We start from the raw sequence: 24,227 nt of genomic DNA, 5'->3' as shown, positions 1-24,227 counted from the left end.
GTTACACATTACTTTATGTCTTATAAATCAATTTCAAGCTCACAAAACCCGTTGATTAAAGAACTTTATCAGTTAAAGGAAAAATCCAGACAACGAAAAAAAACAGGTCAGTTTTTAATTGAAGGTAAACGAGAGTTATCTCTTGCGATAAAAGGAGGCTATAAAATTGAAACACTTCTATTTTTTCCTGATTTATTTTCCGAAAGTGAAGCCAAAGCTATGTCTCAATATGGTATTGAAATCATTGAAATTTCAAAAGAGGTCTTTCAAAAATTGGCACATCGTGATACTACTGAAGGTGTTATTGCAGTAGTAAAAAGCAAAACACATCTGCTTGAAGACTTAAAACTCAGCAACAAAAACCCTTTAATTCTAGTTGCTGAAGCACCCGAAAAACCTGGTAATGTTGGCGCTTTATTAAGAACTGCTGATGCTGCTAATGTAGATGCTGTTATTATTGCCAACCCAAAGTCAGATTTATACAATCCTAACATTATTCGCTCTAGTGTTGGCTGTGTCTTTACAATTGAAATTGCGATGGCAAGCACTACAGAAGCTATTGATTTTTTAAAACATTATAATTTCAATATTTTTTCTGCCATTCTACAAGAATCTCAACCATATCATACACAAGATTATACCTTACCAACTGCCATCGTAGTTGGTACAGAAGCAACAGGATTAACCCAAGAATGGCGAGATGCCGCAACCCAAAACATTAGTATACCAATGCAAGGCGTTATCGATTCTATGAATGTATCTGTTGCCGCAGGAATTCTTATTTTTGAAGCTAAAAGACAACGAGACTTTAAATAACCCAAACGTCAGTTCGAGTGATTTTCGAAGAATGAGAAAATCGTATCGAGAACCATGCAAGAATGAAGCTTCTCGATACAAAATTCCTAAAAAAGGAATTTCACTCGAAGTGACGGAACAAAACATATCACAAAGAAATGACCGCTGACATTCTTTTCTACATTATAATAGCCATCATTCTTATCAACTTCATAAAGGATAAAATTCTAGATGCGTTAAATGCCAAACATTTTAACGATGCTGTTCCTGCTGAAATAAACGATGTTTACGATGAAAACGAATACAAAAAATCACAGGCTTACAAGAAAGTCAATTATAAATTTGGTATTTGGGCATCATTATTTTCATTAGTGCTAACACTTGGTTTTCTGTTATTAGATGGTTTTGAATATGTAGATACTATTGCCAGAAGTTACTCTGATAATCCTATTCTAATTGGTTTAATTTTCTTTGGCATTATTATGATTGCTAGCGATATTATTACCACACCATTTGCATACTATAAAACCTTTGTAATTGAAGAAAAATTCGGGTTCAACAAAACCACAAAAAAGACTTTTATTTTAGATAAAATCAAAGGTCTTTTAATGACTGTCATAATTGGTGGTGGTATCATAGCTTTGATTATTTGGTTTTATCAACTCACCAAAAGTCAATTTTGGCTTTACGCTTGGGGAATTGTCACAATATTCACAATATTTATGAATATGTTTTATTCGCGATTAATCGTACCAATGTTCAACAAACAAACACCTTTAGAAGACGGAGAATTACGCAACAAGATTTCCGATTATGCCAAGTCAGTAGGTTTTAGTCTGAACAAAATTTTTATCATTGATGGCTCTAAACGCAGTACTAAAGCCAATGCTTATTTCTCTGGTTTTGGAAGCGAAAAACGCGTTACACTCTACGATACTTTGGTCAATGATTTGGACGATGAAGAAATTGTTGCGGTTTTAGCACACGAAGTTGGACACTATAAGCGCAAGCATATCATTTTCAATTTGGTTTCTTCCGTTTTACTTACAGGACTAACACTATATATATTATCAATTTTTATTTCAAATCCATTGTTATCAAATGCCATTGGAGTTGAAACACCGAGTTTCCATGTTGGGTTGATTGCTTTTGGGTTACTCTACTCACCTATTTCAGAGGTTACAGGCTTAATTATGAATTACGTTTCAAGAGTTTTTGAATATCAAGCCGATGATTACGCCATAAATACTTACAAAGCCGAACCTTTAATTACATCTTTAAAAAAACTGTCTAAAAACAGTTTAAGTAACTTAACTCCTCACAAAGCTTATGTGTTTATGCATTATTCGCATCCTACGTTATTGGAGCGTGTTAGAAATTTAAGAAAGTGATGGACTTAACTTTGTAAAATAAAAGACAAAACTCGGTTAACTCAACACATACGTTATTGGATTATTACAAGGCACAATGTAACAAAACCACAACCCTTTCGTCTCAATAAAACAAACCAATCACTAAAACCAAATGCTTAAAAATCCTTCTGAAAGAAAAGAAGCTTGGAAAACAATCTTTCTATTTCTTGCCTTAGTTGTTGCCCTTACATCACCTTTTCATTATGCCATAGTAAATTTATTTCCTTCAAGAATATATGTTGGTGCCATAATGTGGTGTCCTGCAATAGCAGCATTTATTACCTTAAAAATAAAAGGGCGCAAAATTTCATCTTTAAATTGGAATTGGGGAAATTGGAAATACATCCGACTCTCGTATTTTGTTCCTGCATTATATGCTATAATCACTTATTTACTTATCTGGATTTTAGGCTTTGGAAACTTAGCCAACAAAGCATCCATTACAGAATGGGGAAAAGAACTTGGTTTGTTTGGTATTGGCACATTAAGTTCAACATCTATAACGATCATAGCCATCATCTTATTAGGAACCGTAGAAGTAATAAGAGCATCAGCAACAACATTAGGAGAAGAAATAGGTTGGAGAGGCTTTTTTATTTACGAATTAAGAAAAGTACTTTCCTTTACAGGTGTATCCGTTGTTAGTGGAGTTATTTGGGCAGCATGGCACTGGCCACTACTTGTTTACTATAGCAGTAATGTACTATTAGAATTTATAACATTCTTTATCGTAATTATTTCTATGTCTTTTATTATGGCCTACTACACTTTTAAATCTAAAAGTCTTTGGCCTGCAGTACTTTTTCATGCGGTAAGCAATGTGTACATTCAAAAAATATTACCACCTCTAACAATTAAAACCCAAGGTGCAGAATATTGGCATGGTGAAAACGGAATTATGTTTGCCATTGTTACCTGTGTTTTTGGAATTTACTTTTGGCGAAAAGCCATTAAAGAAAAGTTGTAAAAGAAATATTACTTAGCTCATTACCTTGACTTTGTAAAATAAAAAGACGTACTTCGCTTATATGCGCTAAACTTGTTTCAGTATCAGTAAGTATAAATCATTGAAATGAACTCATATCCTATATGTTAGACAACATTATGAAACAAACTTTTGGAATTTTATTAATGCTTATTTTTTTTGGTTGTATTAACAGTAAAGAAAACGACATTTCAAATCCTAAAAATCAAAAAAAGGAAAAACAGTTTGAATCTAAAATTGAATATCAACCAATTTTCTTAAACTTAAATCCTAATATGAATAACTCTAGGTTTAACGAAGAATTAAGTCAATCATTGCCTAATAAAAAATTCGTATTACCTATTGATAAATATAATTTTGAATTTAGCGTCAAAAAAAAATCCAACAAAATTGTTTTGGAATATAATAATATTAAGACGCTTGTTTTTACACCTAAATTTGGTGATGATGCAGAAAATAGGTATTTAAAATTTATAGAAAAGGAGCCCATAGAAAAAAATGCGGTTATTATTAAAGAATTAATCACTCTCTTTTCAAACAAGTATTCAAAACAGTTAAGGGAACTACCTCTTTTAAAAAATCAAAAAGGAGAATATTTCAATAACCTAAATGGACTTTTATCTGAGAGAAGCATTCAAAATTATGATTTTAAAAAAGAAAATTATTTAATATTTCAAGACTCAATCAAAACGGTTATAGTAGGCTACACAAACGCTGAATATCCAGAAAAATTAAGTGGTAAAGCTTTAGAAAAAATAACATATCAAATAAAGACAAAAGAAAAAGAACCTTTAAATCCAATAATTTCGATTGAGGAGGTAAATCAATATTTCAGAGAATTTGAAAAACTATCACCTTACAAACAAGCTTTAAAATCGACTGATTTTGAAGATCAAATATATAGAGAGCAAGGATTATCATTAGAAATAAACTACATGATTAATTCTGATTTTGAATTACTTGTAAAAAAAATGCAAAAATCAAATAATGATTTTAACTCAAAATTAAAAGAAGAGGATAGATTGAGAAAATTAAAACTTGAAAAAGAAAAAACCAACCTAAATAGAATATAAAGCATTGCCTAAGACGTGTGTAGCTCATAGTTGAAAATCTTCACTACTATCCCACAACGAAATCACACATAAATCCAACAAAAAATTCTTCAAAAAAACCCATTGCCTATCTCATAGACTTTGTTTACTTTAGTTCTTATGACGGAAGTAGACATTGAAAAAGAAAATGCAGCCATTGCACAAGCCTACAAAGAGTTACTCAGAGTAAGCTATCAGACCTTAAGCAAAGACGATAAAAAACTCATTCGCCACGCTTTTGAGGTAGCTCTAGATGCGCACAAAGATCAGCGTCGCAAATCTGGTGAAGCTTATATTTTTCACCCAATTGCTGTCGCAAAAATTGTGGCTCAAGAAATTGGTCTTGATGCTACATCTATTGCTGCTGCTTTACTTCATGATGTGGTTGAAGACAATCCAGATTACACCATTGCAGATATGGAACGTCTTTTTGGCGAAACCGTAGCTCGAATTGTAGACGGACTCACAAAAATTTCTGTTCTTAATAAGGAAATGGATGTATCGCTTCAAGCTGAGAATTTCCGTAAGATGCTGCTAACGCTCAATGAAGATGTGCGTGTTATCATTATTAAAATCGCAGACCGTTTGCACAATATGCAGACCATGGAGTCTATGCGAGACGATAAACAGATAAAAATAGCATCCGAAACCTTATACATCTATGCACCATTGGCGCACAGAATAGGACTTTATAATATTAAAACCGAGCTTGAGGATTTAGGATTAAAATACACCGAGCCCGAAGTCTATAATGACATTGCTGAGAAAATGCAAGAAAGCAAGGAAGAGCAAGATGCCTATATTACAGCATTCTCTAAAGTCATTGAAAAATCCTTAAACAAAGAAGGGCTTAACTACGAGATAAAAGGACGACCAAAATCCATTTTTAGTATTAGACGAAAAATGGTGAAGCAAGGCGTTTCGTTTGATGAAGTTTATGACAAATTTGCCATCAGAATTATTTACAAATCCGATTTTGAAAATGAAAAGTTTTTGGCTTGGAAAATTTATTCTATAGTTACCGATCACTTTACACCAAACCCAATTCGTTTGCGCGATTGGATCTCGTCACCTAAATCTACAGGTTACGAAGCACTTCACATTACAGTTGTTGGTCCAAAAAGCCGTTGGGTAGAAGTACAGATTCGTAGTGAGCGTATGAATGAAATTGCCGAAAAAGGGTATGCAGCCCACTACAAATACAAAAACACAAACGAAAAGGAAGATAGTTTAGACCTATGGATTAACAGACTACAAGAAGCCTTAGAAAATAACGAAGCTAATGCCGTAGATTTTGTAGAGCAATTTAAGCTCAATCTTTACTCTAAAGAAATCTTTGTGTTTTCACCAAAAGGAGATTTAAAATCCTTACCAAAAGGTGCTACTCCACTCGACTTTGCATTTAGCATACATACCGAAGTTGGTATGAAAACGCGCGGTGCAAAAGTCAACGGAAAACTCGTTCCTCTTAGTCACGAGCTACAAAGTGGTGACCGTGTAGAAATATTAACATCAGATAATGCCAAACCAAATGCCAATTGGTTAGACTATGCTACAACTGCCAGAGCCCGTAGTAAAATTAAATCGGCATTAAATGCACATACCAAAGAAATAGCCGAAGAAGGCAAGGAAATTCTAAGACGTAAATTAAAACAACTCAAAATTACCCTCAATGAAAAAGCTGTAAATGAGTTGGTCAATTACTTTAAGCTTAAAACATCTTTAGATTTATTTTATCGTGTTGGTATTGGTACTATAGATAATACCAAACTCAAAGCCTTTGCTTCATCTAGAAGCAATGCTTTTATGAGTTACATAAAAAGTAAAATTCGTAAGCCAGATGTCCCTTTAGATATCAACAAAGATGAGATTACATCCAAATATGACATGTTGGTTTTTGGTAAGGAAGAAGAGCGTCTCAATTATACTTTAGCTAATTGTTGCAACCCAATTCCTGGCGATAAAGTGTTTGGATTTGTTACTATAAACGATGGTATTAAGGTTCATAAAAAGAACTGTCCAAATGCGGTGAGTCTACAATCTAATTATGCCTACCGAATAATATCGGCAAAATGGATAGACTCATCTCAAAGTACGTATACATCACACATTAAACTATCTGGAATAGATAATCTTGGTTTGGTAAACGATATTACAAAGCTCATATCCGAAAACCTTCACGTTAACATGAAAAGCATTAGTTTTTCTAGTGATGATGGCATTTTTAATGGTGACATTACGGTTGAAGTAAAAAACCAAACCATGCTTAAAAACCTTATGGACAAGCTCAAAAAAATTAATGGTATTGATAAAGTTGTAAGGGTTTGATTTTTACAGATTAAAAAGTCTTGAAAACTTGTTCATTTCTTTCAACTTTAATCGCAAATTAAATCATTCTTATCCTATATTTTTACGTAAATTTGCACCTTAATTATGAATGCAGCAACAGAAGAAAGTAATCAGGAAATCGTAAAACGTGTTTTTACGCAATTCCTTGAAGATAAAGGTCATAGAAAAACACCTGAACGCTATGCTATACTTCAGGAAATCTACGATAGTGAAGAGCATTTTGATATAGAATCTTTATACATCAAAATGAAAAACAAAAACTATCGTGTAAGTAGAGCGACGCTTTATAATACCATAGAATTACTTTTAGAATGTGCTTTGGTACGTAAGCATCAATTTGGTCAAAACCAAGCACATTACGAAAAGTCTTATTTTGATAAGCAACACGATCACGTTATTCTTACCGATACAGGTGAAGTTATAGAATTCTGTGATCCGCGTATTCAATCAATTAAAAAAACCATCGAAGAGGTTTTTGATATCGAAATAACTAATCACTCACTATACTTTTACGGCAATCGTAAAAAAGACGACTAACTAATTTTTTAAAATGGCAGTAGACTTACTACTTGGATTACAATGGGGAGATGAAGGCAAAGGGAAAATTGTCGACGTATTCACCTCTAAATACGATATTATTGCACGCTTTCAAGGTGGGCCAAATGCTGGTCATACCTTAGTTTTTAACGGCAGAAAGCATGTTTTGCACACTATACCTTCTGGTATTTTTCATGATGACACCGTAAACCTAGTTGGTAATGGTGTTGTTATAGATCCTGTTATTTTTAAAAAGGAATTAGACAAACTAGATGAGCAAAATGTTGATTATAAAAAATCCCTTTGCATCTCGCGTAAGGCACATATCATTTTACCTACGCATCGCTTATTGGATGCTGCGAGTGAAGCTTCAAAAGGAAAAGCAAAAATAGGCTCTACCCTTAAAGGAATTGGTCCAACATACATGGACAAAACCGGTAGAAATGGCATTAGAGTTGGTGATATTGAATTAGCAGACTGGAAAGAAAAATACAGAGCTTTAGCAGATAAGCACGAAGCTATGATAGACTTTTACAATGTAGATATTCAATACGATTTAAAAGAACTAGAAACCGATTTCTTCGAGGCTATAGAAACTCTAAAAACACTAAAGTTTATTGACTCTGAAGAATACGTTCACCAAGCACAACAGTCTGGTAAAACTATTTTAGCAGAAGGAGCTCAAGGATCGCTTTTAGATATTGATTTTGGAACGTATCCGTTTGTAACATCATCTAACACAACTGCAGCTGGTGCATGTACAGGTTTAGGTGTTGCACCAAATCAAATTGGAGATGTCTTTGGTATTTTTAAAGCCTATACAACACGTGTTGGTTCTGGTCCTTTCCCAACGGAATTATTTGATGAAGACGGAGAAACTATGGGACGTGTTGGCCACGAGTTTGGTGCAACAACAGGTCGCGCAAGACGTTGTGGATGGTTAGATTTGGTAGCACTTCGTTATGCATGCCAAGTTAATGGTGTTACACAATTAATTATGATGAAAGGAGATGTGCTTTCTGGTTTTAAAACCTTAAAAGTATGTACAGCCTACAATTATAAAGGCGAAACAATTACACACCTACCATACAATATTGAAGAAGAAAACGTAACACCTATTTATACGGAAGTTAAAGGTTGGTCTGAAGATTTAACTGGCATGACAGAAGCCTCTCAATTACCAGAAGCATTTAATGCGTATGTTGAGTTTCTAGAAAAAGAACTTAATATTCCGATTACGATAGTGTCTGTTGGTCCTGATCGTAAGCAAACGATTGTTAGGAAAACGGTATAATTTTTGAATTTTTAGATTCTGTTAAAAAAACTGTTAACCCATACTAAAGCTAATTGATTAATGTTATTTCTTAAAAAACATATGGCTTTGAATAGTTTAAAGAATCTATTTTTCATCATTACATTTTGCATTTCCGTATTTAGCTTTGCACAAGAAAAGCAGAAAATCACCATAGAATATGCTGGTATTGCTGCTTCAGATCCTGAGATTGAAGATGGTGCTCTAGTGTTTCTGCGAGACGAATCACAACAAGTCCACTTTATTCACAAAGGAGTAAATATGTGGTGCGATAAAGCAGTGTACTACGAAGATCAGGATTACATAGAAGCGTTTAGCAACGTTAACATGAAACAAGGCGACTCTATTACAATGACCGCCAAATATGTGGATTATAGTGGCAAAACAGAAATTGCTGTTGCAAAAGGCGATGTAGTGTTAACCGAACCAAATTCAGTTTTAACAACCGATAAACTCTATTTTGACAGAACTCGACAACTCGCTTATTATGACACAAGTGGTAAAGTGGTTAGAGATTCTTCTGGTACTATTACCAGTCAGATTGGGCGTTACTACATGAATGCCAAAAAGTACCAGTTTACAAAAGACGTGGTACTTGTAAATCCTGATTACACACTAAATACCGAACGTCTCGATTTCTTCCCTGATAATGGTTATGCTTATTTATTTGGTCCTTCAACTATTGTTGGTGAAAAAAGTAATATTTATACCGAACGTGGTTTTTACGATACCAATGCCAATACAGGTTATTTTCAGCGTAATGCTAAAATAGATTATGATAACCGCACCATTGAAGGTGATAGTATTTACTTTGATCGTAACCGAAGTTTTGCTTCTGCTACAAATAATATCAAGGTTACAGATACCATTAATAACAGTATCGTAAAAGGTCATTATGCCGAAGTTTGGCGCGATAAAGATTCCGTTTTTATCACCAAACGTGCTTTAGCTATTACTGTACAGGAAAAAGATTCGGTGTATTTACATGCAGATACGTTAATGGTAACTGGCAAAGAAGACCATCGTATTACAAGAGCTTATTACAATGCCAGACTTTACAAAAGTGATATGGCTGGTAAAGCAGATTCCATACATGTAGATCATAAAACCGGATTAACAGAACTTATAAATCTTAGCAGGTACAGTTCTACTGATGCCTTTGCCACAGCTCGAAAACCTGTATTATGGAATATTGGCAACCAAATGACAGGCGATACTATTCACCTAATTTCTAATACTGAGACTGAAAAGCTAGATTCTTTAAAAGTTTTTAATAATGCCTTTTTGGTGAGTAAAGATACCATTAGCGAAGATGGCTATAACCAAATAAAAGGGCAACGACTCATAGGCTTATTTAAGGATAATGAACTCTACAATGTAGATATTATTAAGAATGCCGAAACCATTCGCTACATGCGAAACGAAACTAATGAATTGATTGGAATTCAAAAATCTAAATCCGGAAGCATCAATATTCAAATCGCAGAACAAGCTATTGAAGAAGTTAGATTTATCAACCAGATTGATGGTAATATTTTTCCAGAACCCGATTTTCCTAGAAATGCACGACGACTTAGAGGTTTTGATTGGCGAGGCGAAGAAAGACCAATTTCTGTAGATGATTTATTTAAGGATGATCCTCCTTTAGTTCTTCCTAAAATTTCCGGCCTAGAGGATTATGTTCCACCTGAGGATTTTGTCAACGATAGTGTCGCAGAACGTGTTGAAGAAGCAGGTAAAGCAACACCTAACAAACCAAACAAAGCGGCTCAAAACCTTCTAAAAGAAGAAGAGGATTCAAAAGACTTAAAACCTAAAAAAGAACAAACCACCACGCAACCAAAAGTGGATTGGAAACCAAATAAAAAACCTGAAGAGGTTTCTAAAAAAAATAAAAAACTGAAACCAAAAGGAGGAGAATAATTGCAAGACGATTTTTTTAAATATCAGGCACAAACATCACCTCAACCCTTGGCTATGGAAATTAGCCATGCCAAAGGCTCTTACATTTATGATAAAAGCGGAAAAGCGTATTTAGATTTTGTAGCAGGTGTTTCTGCATGTTCCTTAGGGCATTCACACCCAAAAGTGGTTGATGCTGTTAAAGCGCAGTTAGACCAATACTTACATGTCATGGTTTATGGCGAATACATTCAGGAGCCAGCATTAGAGCTTTCAAAATTTTTAGCAAAACATCTACCAGACCCTTTAGAGAGTACTTATTTGGTGAATTCTGGTACAGAAGCTATAGAAGGCAGTCTAAAATTAGCTAGACGTTATACAGGGAGATCAGAAATTATTGCCGCTAAAAATGCCTATCATGGCAATACCATGGGTTCGTTGAGCCTTATGGATTATGAAGAGCGTAAAGCTCCTTTTTTACCATTAATTCCTGATGTTAAAAATATATTATTCAATTCTGAAGTTGACCTAGAACAAATCACCAATAAAACCGCTGCTGTAATTTTAGAAACCATACAAGGTGGTGCTGGTTTTATTGAACCTCAAAATAATTACCTTCAAAAGGTACAAAAACGTTGTAATGACGTTGGTGCTGTTTTTATTTTAGATGAAATTCAACCAGGAATAGGAAGAACCGGAAAACTTTTTGGTTTTGAAAACTATAATTGCCAACCAGATATCGTAGTTACTGGCAAAGGTCTAGGAGGAGGCTTACCAATCGGAGCATTCACTGCATCTGAAGAGATGATGTTAAGTCTAAGCGATAATCCAAAATTTGGGCATATTACTACCTTTGGCGGCAATCCTGTAATTGCTGCTGCTGCACTTGCTACATTAAAAGAAATTACAGAATCAAGCCTCATAAAAGACTCTCTTGAAAAAGAAAAACTGATTAGGCAACACCTTAATCATAAACACATTAAAGAGATTAGAGGAAAGGGATTAATGCTGGCTGCAATAGTAGAAAATGCAGAAATAGCTAATAGTGTTATCCTCAAAGCCCAAAACGAAGGATTGATTTTATTTTGGTTACTTTTTGAAACAAAAGCCATAAGAATTACACCTCCACTTACCATTTCTAATGAGGAAATTATTAAAGGCTGTAAAATAATCACTTCAATTTTAGACAATATCTAATTCTTGATTTTCACATTAAGCTTCTGATTTTCAACTGTTAATTAATTTTAATCAGAGTTTAAATCAATGTTAATTAATTTGTTAAAAACAAAAACACAATTAACCGAGAACATCTAATGATAACTGTAATTTAGATTAGTAAACAATTTTTGAGACTAGAACACTCACAAAGTTTAAGGGCAACCTAAAATAAACAGAAAGTTAAGTGTTCTTCAATCTCGATTATCGAGTGAATCTTAAAACCGCTTATGAATTATAGTCACGAAGACGAAAACTATCCGCTTACAAGATTTGAATCTATGTTAAAGACAAATGATATTTTGTTTTTCGATTCAAATGAATTTGAAAACATCATCCATCATTATCTCGAAAATGGAAAAATTGCTTTAGCAAAGCGCGCTATTAAACTTGGTTTAGAGCAACACCCAACATCTATCAACTTAAGATTATTTCAAGTAGAAATATTAGTTATTGAAAACAAATTCAACGAAGCAGACGAGATACTAGATATGCTTCATGATATTGAGCCTAATAACGAAGAAATATATATTCAAAAAGCCAATGTGCTTTCTAAGCAAGATGAACATGAAAAAGCAATAAGCACACTTCTAATTGCGATAGACATCTCTTCTACTCCAGAAGATGATTCTGATTTGTACGCTCTTGTTGGTATGGAATACTTGTTCCTCGATCAGTTTGAAAATGCGGTGATTTACTTTAAAAAATGTTTGGAAAGTGACACTACGGATTATTCTGCACTTCACAATATTGTGTACTGTTACGATTTCCTCGACCAAAATGAGGAAGCCATAAACTACCTTAACAACTTTTTAGATTCTAACCCTTATTGCGAAGTTGCTTGGCATCAATTAGGCCGTCAGTATTTTGCTATAAAAGACTACGCTAAGGCAAATGCTGCTTTTGATTTTGCAATAATTTCTGACGATACTTTTGTTGGCGCTTATATTGAAAAAGGAAAAGTTTTAGAAAAACTAAAGCAATACGAAGAAGCCATTGAAAACTATAAAGTAACGTTAGCATTAGACGACCCTACATCATTTGCTTTATTAAGAATTGGGCATTGCTACGAAAAACTTGGACAAGATGAAATGGCTGTACAATTCTTCAACAAGACTATTAAAGATGATGCCTTGTTAGATAAAGGCTGGATTGCCATTACCAAGTTTTACATGAAGCGCTTAGACTACAATAAAGCGTTGAAATTTATTAAAAAGGCTGTAAATATTGATAGCGAAAATGTATTATACTGGAAACTCTACGCCACAATCAATAAGCGATTAAATTTCCTCGAAGAAGCAGAAATTGGATACAAACGCACCTTAGATCTTGGCAATTACGAGTTAGATACGTGGCTAGACCGTTCTGACATTTTAATTGCTTTGGGTGAATATGAAGCCTCAATTTACAATCTTCTTCAAGCAGCAGAATTTTATCCTGAACACCCTGAGATTGAATACAGACTTGGTGGATTGTACTTTATAACACATCAAACCCAAGAAGGACGTTTTCATCTTAAAAATGCTTTGAGACTCAATATTGATTATAGTTTTATTATATCAGAACTCTTTCCAATGCTCAACGATAGACCGATGATTAAGGCTATAATTTCGCAAGCAAAGAAGTCTTCCGACTAAAAAAATCCATACCTTAGCACTTCTTATAAAAAAAGAAATGCAAAGACATTTTTTAGACTATCTCATCATCACATTTAAAGGTGTAGCTATGGGAGCTGCAGATGTAGTTCCTGGTGTTTCTGGTGGTACAATTGCCTTTATTTCTGGCATATACGAAGAACTTATTGAAAGTATAGACAAAGTAAATCTAGGTGTTTTTAAAGTATGGAAACAACAAGGCTTTAAAACCGCTTGGAAATCTATAAATGGCTCATTCCTTTTGGCTTTATTTTCAGGAATCGCTATTAGTATTTTGTCCTTAGCCAAACTTATAAAATGGCTTTTACATAACGAACCCGTTTTATTATGGTCCTTCTTTTTCGGACTTGTTTTGGCTAGTATTCTATACATTGCAAAACAGATAAAAGGTTGGTCTCCAAAAATTATTTTGGCCATTATAGCGACCTCAGCACTCTCCTACTACATTACATTAGCAGAACCTTTTGCTTCACCAGATAGCCCATTTTATTTATTATTCTGTGGATTTATTGCTATAATCGCCATGATTTTACCAGGTGTTTCTGGAGCATTTATACTTCTTATTCTGGGAGCATACCAAACGGCAATTGACACTGTTAACAACTTAAGAGATGGTTTGCTTACTGGTAACATGGAACTATTTAAAGATGCACTTTTAAAATTCGTGTTATTAGCAATTGGCGCTGTAGTTGGATTAAAAGTATTCTCTAAAGCACTAAACTGGATGTTTAAACATCAAAAAAATCTAACGCTTGCTATCTTAACGGGTTTTATGATTGGCTCTCTGAATAAAATTTGGCCATGGAAAAAAATTCTCAAAACCAGAATTAATTCTGAAGGCGTAGAAGTAACCTTGTTAGACCAAAGTATTTTACCCTCATCTTATCAAGGAGATAATCAAATAATTTTAGCCATCATCTTTATTGTAGTTGGTTTTGCTACGATTTTAATTTTAGAGCGTTTAGGAAATCAAAAAAATAAAATCTAATGCAAAGCACCAGAACTTTTAAGGATCGTATTTTTTTGGTCATAAAAGGGCTGGCAATGGGTGCTGCAAACAAGGTTCCTGGCGTTTCTGGTGGAGTTGTTGCTTTTGTTGCAGGTTTTTACGAAGAGTTTATCTACTCGCTTCAACGTGTTAACAAAACTGCTTTCAAACTACTTTTTAATGGTCGTTTTAAAAGTTTCTATCAATATATCAATGGTAAATTTCTAGGACTTTTATTCTTAGGAATGGTGATTAGCTACTTTAGTGTTTCTAAAATACTCGATTACCTCATTGTTAACTTTCAGCTTTATGTTTGGAGCGCATTTTTCGGAATGATACTAGGCTCTATCTATTACATAAGTAAAGATTTTAAGGCCTGGAATAGTAAAACAATCATTGCACTAATCCTTGGTGCAGTTGTTGGTATAAGCATTAGTTTTTTAGATCCTGCAAAAGAAAACGACAACCTATGGTTTGTATTTTTCTGTGGTATCATAAGTGTTTCTGGCATGACACTTCCTGGTTTTTCAGGTTCGTTTATTTTAATTTTACTCGGAAATTATGTTTTACTTCTAGTAGACTCAGTCAATGCACTTTACGATACACTTTCAGATATATTTACAGGTAATTTTGAGTTTATTAAAAATGAAGCCAGAATAAGAATGCTCAAAGTTCTTAGTGTCTTCACCTTAGGCTCTGTAGCAGGCTTGGTAACATTTTCGCATGTTCTAAATTATATTTTACACCATTACAAAAATATTACGTTGGCAACCATTGTTGGTTTTATTATTGGGTCGCTTGGTGTGGTTTGGCCTTGGAAAGAAACCATTTACAAAACCACTAGTGATGGTAGCTATATTTTAGATTCTACTGGTAAACAAGTCATTGCAAATTACGAGCGTTTTTTACCTGAAGCAACTACCGAAACTTATATTGCAATTGCGTATATTGGCTTAGGAATTCTCATTGTTTTGGGATTAGAATGGTATGGACAACGCACAAGACAAGTTAAAGTTTAAATTCGGATTGGTAGGAAAAAATATTTCCTATTCATTTTCAAGAGGCTATTTTGCCGATAAATTTAAAAACGAAGATTTACCACATTCTTATGTGAATTTTGATTTACAATCCATTGATGAACTAAAAGATATTATTGAAAGTACCTCAAACCTAAAAGGTCTTAACGTTACCATTCCTTACAAAGAAGAAGTTATTCCGCTCTTAGATAAATTGAATAAACGTGCCAAAAAGATAGGTGCAGTAAATACTATAAAAGTTAAAAAAGACAAGCTGATTGGTTTTAACACGGATTACAATGGTTTCAAAAATTCATTAAAGCCACATTTAAAAAAACATCATAAACGCGCTTTAATTCTAGGTACAGGTGGAGCTTCTAAAGCTATTGCACATGCTTTAAAGAAACTTGGTGTTAAATATCATTATGTATCACGCACCAAAAAAGAAGGCGTTACATATACCTATTCTGAATTGACTGAAGATATCATTGCTTCATTTCAAATCATTATAAACTGTACACCAATAGGTACGTTTCCCAATATAAATGAATGCCCTGATATTCCTTACGATGGTATAACAGATAAACATATTTTGTATGATCTTATCTATAATCCTGAGGAAACTAAGTTCCTTAATTGTGGGAAATTAAAAGGAGCCACAACTATTAACGGTTTAGAAATGCTAAAACTACAGGCCGAAAAATCTTGGGAAATATGGAACAAATGATTTTGATCATATAAAAATCATTAAACATATAATTATTCATACTTCTGCTTAAAACAACCCAAAATTGTATTTCCTTTGTAATTCAACGAGTTGTTAGTATCTTTAACATCCTAATAAATATTTTGACATATGTCTGAGAATGATAACCTGCAAGATGCAGACGGAAAAAAAGAAGTAGAATTAAAAGAGGCTACTCCACAAGAAGAATCATCACAAAAAATTGAAGAAACTTCAGAAGTAAATACTGAAGTAGAGACTGCTCAAGATTCTGACAATGAATCTAAAACAGACTCTGATGCACATTCAGAAATCGAAGCTTCTAATGCTGAGGACGCAGAAGATGAGTCTAATGCAGAGCGTCATGATGTAGAAGAAAAAGACTACCATGCTATGTCTATGCAAGATTTAGCAGAAGAGCTTAATAGACTTCTAAAACATCATAAAATTCAGACTATCTCTAAGCAAGTCAATGAAATTAAAGCAGAATTCAACGCGAAATATGGTGAGCTTTTAGAAGAGAAAAAAGAAGAATTTATAAATGATGGCGGAAACGAAATAGACTTCTACTACACCAACGATACCAAAAAATTATTCAATCAACTTTATAAAGATTACAAACAATCTATTAGTGCTTATTATAAAGAACGTGAGCACAACCTAAAGCAAAATCTCGAAAACAGATTAGCTATTATCGAAGAAATTAAGGGTTTACTTTCTGTAGAAGAAAATATGGGAACTACCTATAAAACCTTTAAAGAGCTTCAGGAAAAATGGCGTAATGCTGGCCCAATTCCAAGAGACAAGTACAACAATGCTTGGAACACATACCATCATCACGTAGAGCGTTTTTACGATTTCTTACATCTTAATAACGATTTGCGAGATATGGACTTTAAGCACAACTATGATCAAAAGTTAAAGATTATAGAACGTGCCGAAGAACTTGCAAAAGACGATAATGTAAATCGTGCTTTTAGAGAGTTACAAGTACTTCACAAACTTTGGAAAGAAGAACTTGGACCTGTTGGTAAAGAGCACAGAGAAGAAATCTGGAATCGTTTTAGTGATGCTACCAAAACCATTCACGATAAGCGTCAGGCTTACTATGCAGATTTAGATAAAGCCTATGAAAAGAATCTTGAAAAGAAAGAAGACATCATAGCGAAAATCCAAGCTGTGGCAGACGACAAAGCCAATTCTCACAGTGCATGGCAAAAGAAAATAAAAGAAGTTGAAGCACTACGTGAAGCATTTTTTAATGCGGGTAAAGTGCCTTTGAAAGTTAACGAAGCTACTTGGGCCAAGTTTAAAGATACTGTTAGAAACTTTAATCGTGGTAAAAACAAGTTCTACAAAGATTTAAAGAAAGATCAATACGAAAATCTTCAAAAGAAAAAAGAGCTCATAAAAATTGCTGAAGAAAACAAAGACAGTGACGACTTTGCAGTTGTTACTCCTTTAATGAAGAAAATTCAAAACGATTGGAAAAAAATTGGTCATGTTCCAAGACGCGATAGTGACAAAATATGGAAACAGTTTAAAAACGCTTGCAACCATTACTTTGATAAAATGCACGCGCAACGTAAGGCTGAAAACCAGCATTTGTATGATGCTTTTGATAAGAAAGTAAAGTTATTAGATGATTTAAAAGCAATGGAATTAAGCGGCGACAACAAAGCTGATGTAGAAAATTTAAAAACCAGAATTGCTGAGTGGAAAGAAATTGGCTATGTACCACAAAACAAACGCTACATAGATGGTAAATTCTACAAAGCAATTGACGATGCTTTTGATAAGCTAAAAATGGAGAAGTCTAAGTTAGAAATGGTAAAATTTGAAAGTAAGCTTGAAAATTTAGCCAACAATGATGATGACACCAGACTTTTAGATAACGAACAAAACTTTATCCGTAAGAAAATTGGCGAAGTAAAATCTGAAATAACGCAGCTTGAAAATAACTTACAATTTTTCACCAATGTAGATTCAGATAACCCATTAGTACAAGATGTGCATAAAAATATTGCCAAGCACAAAAAAGAATTAGAAACTTGGAAAGCTAAGCTTACCAAGATTCGTGGGATGTATAGTTAAATTTATGGACAACAAATTATTAGGTAATTTTATCATTGCATTTCCAACAGCAGCTTATGTAACTTACATTATTGTTATGAAAGAGCCTAATAGTGGAATAGATTGGACTTCTGTAATTGTTGGTGGCTTGATTGGTATGATAAGTTTTACCATAGGAAAGAAAATCAAAAGCAAAGGTGAGGTAGAATAAATTTAAACCAAAAAAAAATCAAAACCCATCTGCTACTAACAGATGGGTTTTGCCCTAACTAAACTAAATTAACCTTAATTACAACCGCTTAATAATAATTAAGATTTCCTACTAAGAATATAAAAACGCTATTGTTTTTATATATCTTATTTACGTGAGAAATTTCTGTTTGGATTTTAAGGATTTCGTTTTGGGATAATTTTAACATATCTCTCTTTTGTCATTTCTGCGAAGGCAGGAATCTAAAAATAGGTAGTGTAAAAGTGGATTCCGCATCAAGTGCGGATGACAAAATGTAAACTAAAGTAATTTCGCCTCTTCCCAAAAGACATCCATTTCAGATAAGGTCATGTCTTTTAAAGGCTTGTTTAGCGCTTTAGATTTACTTTCAAGATACTGAAAGCGTTTTATGAATTTTTTATTGGTTCGCTCTAAAGCATTTTCAGGGTTTACTTTAAGGAAACGTGCGTAGTTTATCATAGAAAACAACACATCACCAAACTCACTTTCAATAGCATCTTCATTTCCTTTTGCTATTTCAGCTTTTAATTCAGCTAACTCCTCTTCTACTTTTTCAAAAACTTGTTCTGGTTGTTCCCAATCAAAACCTACACCTGCTACTTTGTCTTGTATTCTATTGGCTTTTACCATAGCAGGCAAACTTCTTGGCACACCTTCGAGAACGCTTTTCTTACCTTCTTTGAGTTTTAATTGCTCCCAATTACGTTTTACCTCTTCCTCGTTTTCAACCTTTACATCTCCATAGATGTGCGGATGACGATCTATAAGTTTATCGCAGATGCTATTACATACATCTGCGATATCAAAATTGTTTGTTTCACTTCCTATTTTAGAATAGAAAACAATATGCAACAACACATCTCCCAACTCCTTCTTTACCTCATCTAAGTCATTATCTAAAATAGCATCACCAAGTTCGTAAACTTCTTCTATGGTGAGATGACGTAGCGATTCCATGGTTTGTTTTTTATCCCATGGGCATTGCTCGCGCAACTCGTCCATAATAACAAGCAAACGTTCAAAAGCTTTTAGTTGAGCAGCTTTGTTAGACATAGTTTATTCTTCTTCGTCAGAAGCAGTTACTTCTTCTTCAGTTTCAAGAGATTCTAAAAGGTCGTTTTTATGAAGTAAATTGTACCACTGAACCACCTTTTTAATGTCTGAAGCATATACACGGTCTTCATCATAATCTGGTAACACTTCGAAGAAATATTCTTCTAAAGTATCTTTTCCATCTTTATGGCTAATCGATGTTTGTTCACCATTCTCTTTATCTTTAATCTTCTTAAGTACATCTTTTAGAGGCACTTCTTCTGTTAAAGTATAAATAGCGATTTCACTTAAGATACTAATGTTACTGTGTGCTCCTACAGTGATTCTCTTTTTATCAATTAAAGATTGTACAACAGCACCTGTTCTTGTTTGTGTTACAATTTCGTATAATCCTGGCTTACCAGAAATAGCTAATATTTTATCTAAGCTCATATATTTTGTATTAACGTTTTTTGCTCATTGCAGGAAAACGCATTTTATAATCTATTCTTATTTTTCCTTTTGAAATATTTGTCAATTTACCTTTAATCAAGCGCTTTTTAAACGAAGATAGTTTATCTGTAAATAAAATTCCTTCGATATGATCGTACTCATGCTGAATAACTCTGGCAATTAAACCATCATATTCTTCAACATGGGTTTCAAAATTTTCATCTTGATATTGAATCTTAATCTTCGGTTTTCTAAAAACATCCTCTCTAACATCTGGTATACTTAAACAACCTTCATTAAAAGCCCATTCATCTCCTTCTTCTTCTAAAATCTGTGCATTGATGAATGTTTTCTTAAAATTCTTCATTTGTTCTCTATCCTTTTCAGACAAATCTTCATCGTCTGAAAAAGGTTCAGTATCTACCAAAAATAAACGGATAGGCAAACCAACTTGAGGAGCTGCTAAACCAACACCATATGCACCATACATGGTCTCGTACATATTTTCTATCAACTCATCAAGCTTAGGGTAATCTTTATCGATTTCCTTCGCTTCTTTCTTTAATACAGCATCTCCATATGCAACTATTGGTAATATCATAATTTTGTTGTTTTCGGGTGCAAAAGTACAATTCTTATTTAAAAATTTGAAGCCAAATAACTCTGCAATATTAAGGTTGCACTTATTTCATCTACAAGTGCCTTGTTCTGTCTCTGTTTCTTCTTAAGACCACTATCTATCATAGTTTGAAAAGCCATTTTTGACGTAAAACGTTCATCTACACGTACCACAGGAATATTTGGAAACTCCTTAATTAACTTTTCTAAAAACTTTTGAATATGAACTTCACTTTCTGAAGCTGTATTATCCATCTGTTTAGGTTCGCCAACCACAAATTTTTCTACATCTTCGGAATTAACATAAGCTTTTAAATATTGAATTAATTCTTTTGTTTCAACAGTAGTTAAACCCGAAGCAATGATTTGCATTGGGTCCGTGACTGCTATACCTGTTCTTCTTGTACCAAAATCTATGGCTAATATTCTTCCCATATTCTGCAAAGATAGTGTAATAAAAAACGCTTCTTATAAATTAAGAAGCGTTTTCAAAAATTAGCTATTAATTAAATCGTTGATTTTATTCCCTCTATAAATAAATCACGTTAATTATATCTTTAAGACACTTAAAAATTTCTCAGGTCACATTTTCTTACAAAAAAAGAAAACCCCTCAAATTAAGGGGAGAGGAGTTTTCATAATTAGCTATTAATTAAATCCTCAGATAAACCTATATAAAATAAATTTACATTGCATTTAATACTGTTGAGACACAACTTTTTAGGATAGGTCACAATTCTTTTTAAAAATATTTTACAAAGGCTGTTTATCAACTTATCTTTACCAAAATTTAAGATAAATGAAACAACTACAAACCGTTATAGAAAATGCTTGGGACGACCGTTCTCAATTAACCAATAAAGTTACTATAGATGCAATAAGAAGTGTTATAGACCTTATAGATGCTGGCACATTACGTGTTGCTGAACCAACTGAAAATGGCTGGCAAGTAAATGAATGGGTTAAAAAAGCGGTAGTACTCTACTTCCCTATTCAGAAAATGGAAACGCACGAGGTTGGTATTTTTGAATACCACGACAAAATTCCATTAAAACGAAACTATATGGAAAAAGGGATTAGAGTTGTACCACATGCTGTTGCTAGACATGGAGCTTATATTTCTAAAGGCGTTATTATGATGCCAAGCTATGTTAACATTGGTGCTTATGTAGATGAAGGCACTATGGTAGACACTTGGGCTACAGTTGGTAGTTGTGCACAGATTGGTAAAAATGTACACCTTTCTGGTGGTGTTGGTATTGGTGGTGTATTAGAACCACTGCAAGCTTCTCCTGTTATTATAGAGGATGGTGCTTTTATTGGTAGCCGTTGTATTGTTGTAGAAGGAGTACATGTAGAAAAAGAAGCAGTTCTTGGCGCTAATGTGGTATTAACCATGAGTACTAAAATTATTGATGTTACTGGTGATGAACCTGTAGAAATGAAAGGTAAAGTACCTGCGCGTTCTGTGGTAATTCCAGGAAGTTATACTAAGAAATTTGCTGCTGGCGAATACCAAGTACCTTGCGCTTTAATTATTGGAAAACGTAAAGAGAGTACAGATAAGAAAACTTCTCTAAACGATGCTTTACGCGAGTATGATGTAGCAGTTTAAAAAATGAGAACTAATCTAAATACTAATTATCATAAAGGTCGTTTTCGTTGTGGAGAATGGGCAAAACATTTACGTCCTTTTTCAAAGCGAATTGGTAATAAAAGATTTAGAAAAAGTGCTTTAGAGACCATCGAAGATGAGTTAAGAAACGAATTTGTTATATGGCCTAAAAAAAGAGGAATCAAAAAAAATATTAAGGTTAAAATAACTACTGATTCGAATGGAAATACTTATAGTTGTATTGAAAAATATAGTAGTTTAAGAGATCTGAAAAACTCAATAAATAGGCCTTGTGTAATTAGGTATAAGATACTCTAAGAATTAATTTAAGATTGAAAATTTTAATCATACAACAAAAAATGATTGGTGATGTTTTGGCTTCAAGCATATTGTTTGAAGCCATTAAGCATCAATATCCTGATGCAGAATTACATTACCTTATTAATACGCATACCTTCCCTGTTGTAGATCAAAATCCTTATATAGATAAGATTCAATTTTTTACACCAGAACATGAAAAAAGTAAACTAAAACTTTTTAAACTTGCTAAACAACTTCGTAAAGAAAATTATGATGTTATTATAGATGTTTACTCTAAGCTATCGAGTAATCTTATCACCCTACTTTCTAAAGCAAAGATTAAAGTTTCTATAAATAAAAGCAGAAATAAGTTACTATACACACACTTATTTAAACACAAGGCAAAAGCTGACACCAATGCTGGTTTGGCAATAGAAAACAGGTTACAATTATTACAACCCTTAAACATTGATACTAGCAAAATTGTTAGACCCAAAATATACCTCACCGAACAAGAAAAAACAGATGCTAAAAATTTCTTAGAATCTCACCACATTGACACTAACAAACCACTCTACATGATTGGTGTTTTAGGTAGCGGATCTAACAAAACCTATCCTTTTGACTATATGGCTTCAGTAATCGACACGATTGTTAAAACGCAGCCTGAAAGCCAGATTTTATTCAATTATATACCAAAACAAGAAGCTGATGCCAAAGCCATTTTAGATTTGTGTAAATCTGAAACTCAAAACAATATTCATTTTAAAGTATTTGGTAAAAGCTTAAGAGATTTTCTAGCTATTACGCAACATTGCGATGCACTAATAGGAAATGAAGGCGGAGCTATAAACATGGCAAAAGCTTTAAGTATACCTACATTTACTATTTTTTCACCTTGGATAAAAAAAGAAGCCTGGAATATGTTCGATGATGGTAAAAAACACCTTTCTGTCCATCTGAAAGATTATAACAACCAATCGTATTTAGGCATCAATCATCCAAAAGAATTAAAATCTCAAGCTTCAGAATTGTATTTAAAATTTAAGCCTTCATTTTTTGAAGAAGACCTGATTGAATTTTTAAAAAGGCTTTAAGATTCACCTTTTTTAATACCATGTTCGGTCCACTTTAAATTTTCTTTTTTCACTTTAGCTCTAATGGCTAAATTTCTATCTAAAGATTCTTGTGTTTTATAACCGCGAGCATGATCGAGATGCAGACAAATAGCTTTGTAACGTATTTGTTTTGTTTTGATGCCATTGTTTACCAAACGCTCGCCCAATTCTCTGTCTGGACCACCATATTGCATGCGCTCGTCGTAACCATTAATAGCTATTAAATCAGATTTCCAAGCAGAGGAATTACAGTTATTAAATGTTGCTCCTGTTGGAGTTACGACATCTAAGAAATTTGCCAATCCATTTTTAGCCGAAAGTTTTAGTTTGTTCTTTCCGCTAAGTTCGCCTTGATCTTTTAGCCATTTTACTTCAAAACAACGTTTAGATTTTATATCATCTTCAGCTATCGTTTCGCTAATATCCATTGGTAGTTTGCAGTAACCACCAGATAAAAAGTAGCCTTTTTCGGCATGTTTTGCATGTGTTTCTACAAAATCTTCACGCGGAATACAATCTCCATCTGTAAATAAGATATAATCGTGCTTTGCCATTACTATGGCTTCGTTTAATATTTTTTGGCGTCTGTACCCTTTGTCTTCATGCCAAGCATGTGTAATTTCTACAGGATAATCTTGTTTAAACCTATCTATCAATTCTTTGGTTTCTTCTGTAGAACCATCATCTGCAATGATAATATCAAAGTCTTTATAAGTTTGCACACTATAACCGTACAATACTTTTTCTAACCAATCTGTTTTATTATATGTGGCAATAATGACTGTAATTTTAGGTAATGCCATAA

The 24,227-nt window shown here is 33.5% G+C and carries 23 protein-coding genes; 18 read left to right on the top strand and 5 right to left on the bottom strand.

What is annotated here, in order from left to right:
• Positions 1 to 15 precede the first annotated feature (15 nt).
• The 15 genes from MST30_RS10120 (at position 16) to MST30_RS10050 (ending at position 18,265) form a co-directional block, all read left to right on the top strand.
• Positions 16 to 816, top strand: coding sequence for a TrmH family RNA methyltransferase (locus tag MST30_RS10120; RefSeq protein ID WP_243471290.1), 801 nt, complete (start codon positions 16 to 18; stop codon positions 814 to 816).
• A 137-nt stretch (positions 817 to 953) separates the two neighbouring features.
• Entirely contained in the window at positions 954 to 2,186 is a 1,233-nt protein-coding gene (locus MST30_RS10115; protein WP_243471289.1) for a M48 family metallopeptidase, read from the top strand.
• Positions 2,187 to 2,319: 133 nt separating this feature from the next.
• Positions 2,320 to 3,174, top strand: a complete 855-nt coding sequence (locus MST30_RS10110; protein ID WP_243471288.1) for a CPBP family intramembrane glutamic endopeptidase — start codon at positions 2,320 to 2,322, stop codon at positions 3,172 to 3,174.
• A 137-nt stretch (positions 3,175 to 3,311) separates the two neighbouring features.
• Positions 3,312 to 4,265, top strand: coding sequence for a hypothetical protein (locus MST30_RS10105; RefSeq protein WP_243471287.1), 954 nt, complete (start codon positions 3,312 to 3,314; stop codon positions 4,263 to 4,265).
• Between the two features lie 138 nt (positions 4,266 to 4,403).
• Complete coding sequence (locus MST30_RS10100; RefSeq protein WP_243471286.1) at positions 4,404 to 6,611, top strand: RelA/SpoT family protein; 2,208 nt, start codon at positions 4,404 to 4,406, stop codon at positions 6,609 to 6,611.
• Positions 6,612 to 6,716: 105 nt separating this feature from the next.
• Complete coding sequence (locus MST30_RS10095) at positions 6,717 to 7,169, top strand: Fur family transcriptional regulator (protein WP_243471285.1); 453 nt, start codon at positions 6,717 to 6,719, stop codon at positions 7,167 to 7,169.
• Between the two features lie 13 nt (positions 7,170 to 7,182).
• Positions 7,183 to 8,463 (top strand): adenylosuccinate synthase, encoded by a 1,281-nt coding sequence (locus MST30_RS10090; protein ID WP_243471284.1) that lies wholly within the window; start codon positions 7,183 to 7,185, stop codon positions 8,461 to 8,463.
• Positions 8,464 to 8,544: 81 nt separating this feature from the next.
• Entirely contained in the window at positions 8,545 to 10,404 is a 1,860-nt protein-coding gene (locus tag MST30_RS10085) for an OstA-like protein (protein ID WP_243473877.1), read from the top strand.
• Positions 10,405 to 11,580 (top strand): aspartate aminotransferase family protein, encoded by a 1,176-nt coding sequence (locus MST30_RS10080; RefSeq protein ID WP_243471283.1) that lies wholly within the window; start codon positions 10,405 to 10,407, stop codon positions 11,578 to 11,580.
• 248 nt (positions 11,581 to 11,828) lie between these two features.
• Positions 11,829 to 13,235: a tetratricopeptide repeat protein gene (locus MST30_RS10075; protein WP_243471282.1), complete on the top strand. Its 1,407-nt coding sequence runs from the start codon at positions 11,829 to 11,831 to the stop codon at positions 13,233 to 13,235.
• A 37-nt stretch (positions 13,236 to 13,272) separates the two neighbouring features.
• Positions 13,273 to 14,241: a DUF368 domain-containing protein gene (locus MST30_RS10070; protein WP_243471281.1), complete on the top strand. Its 969-nt coding sequence runs from the start codon at positions 13,273 to 13,275 to the stop codon at positions 14,239 to 14,241.
• Complete coding sequence (locus tag MST30_RS10065; RefSeq protein WP_243471280.1) at positions 14,241 to 15,260, top strand: DUF368 domain-containing protein; 1,020 nt, start codon at positions 14,241 to 14,243, stop codon at positions 15,258 to 15,260. The genes MST30_RS10070 and MST30_RS10065 overlap by 1 nt, the downstream gene beginning before the upstream one ends.
• A complete protein-coding gene (locus tag MST30_RS10060) occupies positions 15,229 to 15,984 on the top strand; it encodes a shikimate dehydrogenase family protein (protein WP_243471279.1) in 756 nt (251 codons plus the stop codon). The genes MST30_RS10065 and MST30_RS10060 overlap by 32 nt, the downstream gene beginning before the upstream one ends.
• A 129-nt stretch (positions 15,985 to 16,113) precedes the next feature.
• Positions 16,114 to 18,075: a DUF349 domain-containing protein gene (locus MST30_RS10055; RefSeq protein ID WP_243471278.1), complete on the top strand. Its 1,962-nt coding sequence runs from the start codon at positions 16,114 to 16,116 to the stop codon at positions 18,073 to 18,075.
• 4 nt (positions 18,076 to 18,079) lie between these two features.
• Entirely contained in the window at positions 18,080 to 18,265 is a 186-nt protein-coding gene (locus tag MST30_RS10050; RefSeq protein ID WP_243471277.1) for a hypothetical protein, read from the top strand.
• A gap of 300 nt (positions 18,266 to 18,565) precedes the next feature.
• Here MST30_RS10050 and mazG read toward each other — a convergent pair whose 3' ends face one another.
• Genes mazG through ruvX form a run of 4 tightly spaced genes read right to left on the bottom strand, consistent with a single transcriptional unit; the run spans position 18,566 to position 20,824 of the window.
• Complete coding sequence (gene mazG, locus MST30_RS10045) at positions 18,566 to 19,339, bottom strand: nucleoside triphosphate pyrophosphohydrolase (RefSeq protein WP_243471276.1); 774 nt, start codon at positions 19,337 to 19,339, stop codon at positions 18,566 to 18,568.
• A gap of 3 nt (positions 19,340 to 19,342) precedes the next feature.
• Complete coding sequence (locus MST30_RS10040; protein ID WP_243471275.1) at positions 19,343 to 19,771, bottom strand: DUF5606 family protein; 429 nt, start codon at positions 19,769 to 19,771, stop codon at positions 19,343 to 19,345.
• Positions 19,772 to 19,781: 10 nt separating this feature from the next.
• A complete protein-coding gene (def, locus tag MST30_RS10035; RefSeq protein ID WP_243471274.1) occupies positions 19,782 to 20,372 on the bottom strand; it encodes a peptide deformylase in 591 nt (196 codons plus the stop codon).
• A 38-nt stretch (positions 20,373 to 20,410) separates the two neighbouring features.
• On the bottom strand, positions 20,411 to 20,824 hold the full coding sequence (gene ruvX / locus MST30_RS10030; protein ID WP_243471273.1) for a Holliday junction resolvase RuvX: 414 nt from the start codon (positions 20,822 to 20,824) through the stop codon (positions 20,411 to 20,413).
• 364 nt (positions 20,825 to 21,188) lie between these two features.
• On the opposite strand from ruvX, the gene MST30_RS10025 reads away from it, so the two are divergent.
• From MST30_RS10025 to MST30_RS10015, 3 genes are read left to right on the top strand one after another with little or no spacing between them, the layout of a single operon-like run.
• Positions 21,189 to 22,004: a 2,3,4,5-tetrahydropyridine-2,6-dicarboxylate N-succinyltransferase gene (locus MST30_RS10025; RefSeq protein ID WP_243471272.1), complete on the top strand. Its 816-nt coding sequence runs from the start codon at positions 21,189 to 21,191 to the stop codon at positions 22,002 to 22,004.
• Between the two features lie 3 nt (positions 22,005 to 22,007).
• The gene (locus tag MST30_RS10020) at positions 22,008 to 22,322 is read left to right on the top strand and encodes a hypothetical protein (protein ID WP_243471271.1); all 315 of its coding nucleotides are present in this window, start codon (positions 22,008 to 22,010) and stop codon (positions 22,320 to 22,322) included.
• A gap of 14 nt (positions 22,323 to 22,336) precedes the next feature.
• On the top strand, positions 22,337 to 23,401 hold the full coding sequence (locus tag MST30_RS10015) for a glycosyltransferase family 9 protein (protein ID WP_243471270.1): 1,065 nt from the start codon (positions 22,337 to 22,339) through the stop codon (positions 23,399 to 23,401).
• Here MST30_RS10015 and MST30_RS10010 read toward each other — a convergent pair.
• A complete protein-coding gene (locus tag MST30_RS10010; RefSeq protein WP_243471269.1) occupies positions 23,398 to 24,225 on the bottom strand; it encodes a glycosyltransferase family 2 protein in 828 nt (275 codons plus the stop codon). The genes MST30_RS10015 and MST30_RS10010 overlap by 4 nt on opposite strands.
• Positions 24,226 to 24,227: the final 2 nt, after the last annotated feature.

This window comes from Winogradskyella sp. MH6 (assembly GCF_022810765.1).
Classification (GTDB): domain Bacteria; phylum Bacteroidota; class Bacteroidia; order Flavobacteriales; family Flavobacteriaceae; genus Winogradskyella.
Note: the sequence above shows the minus strand (reverse complement) of the source record. Positions and strands in the feature narration are given on the sequence as shown.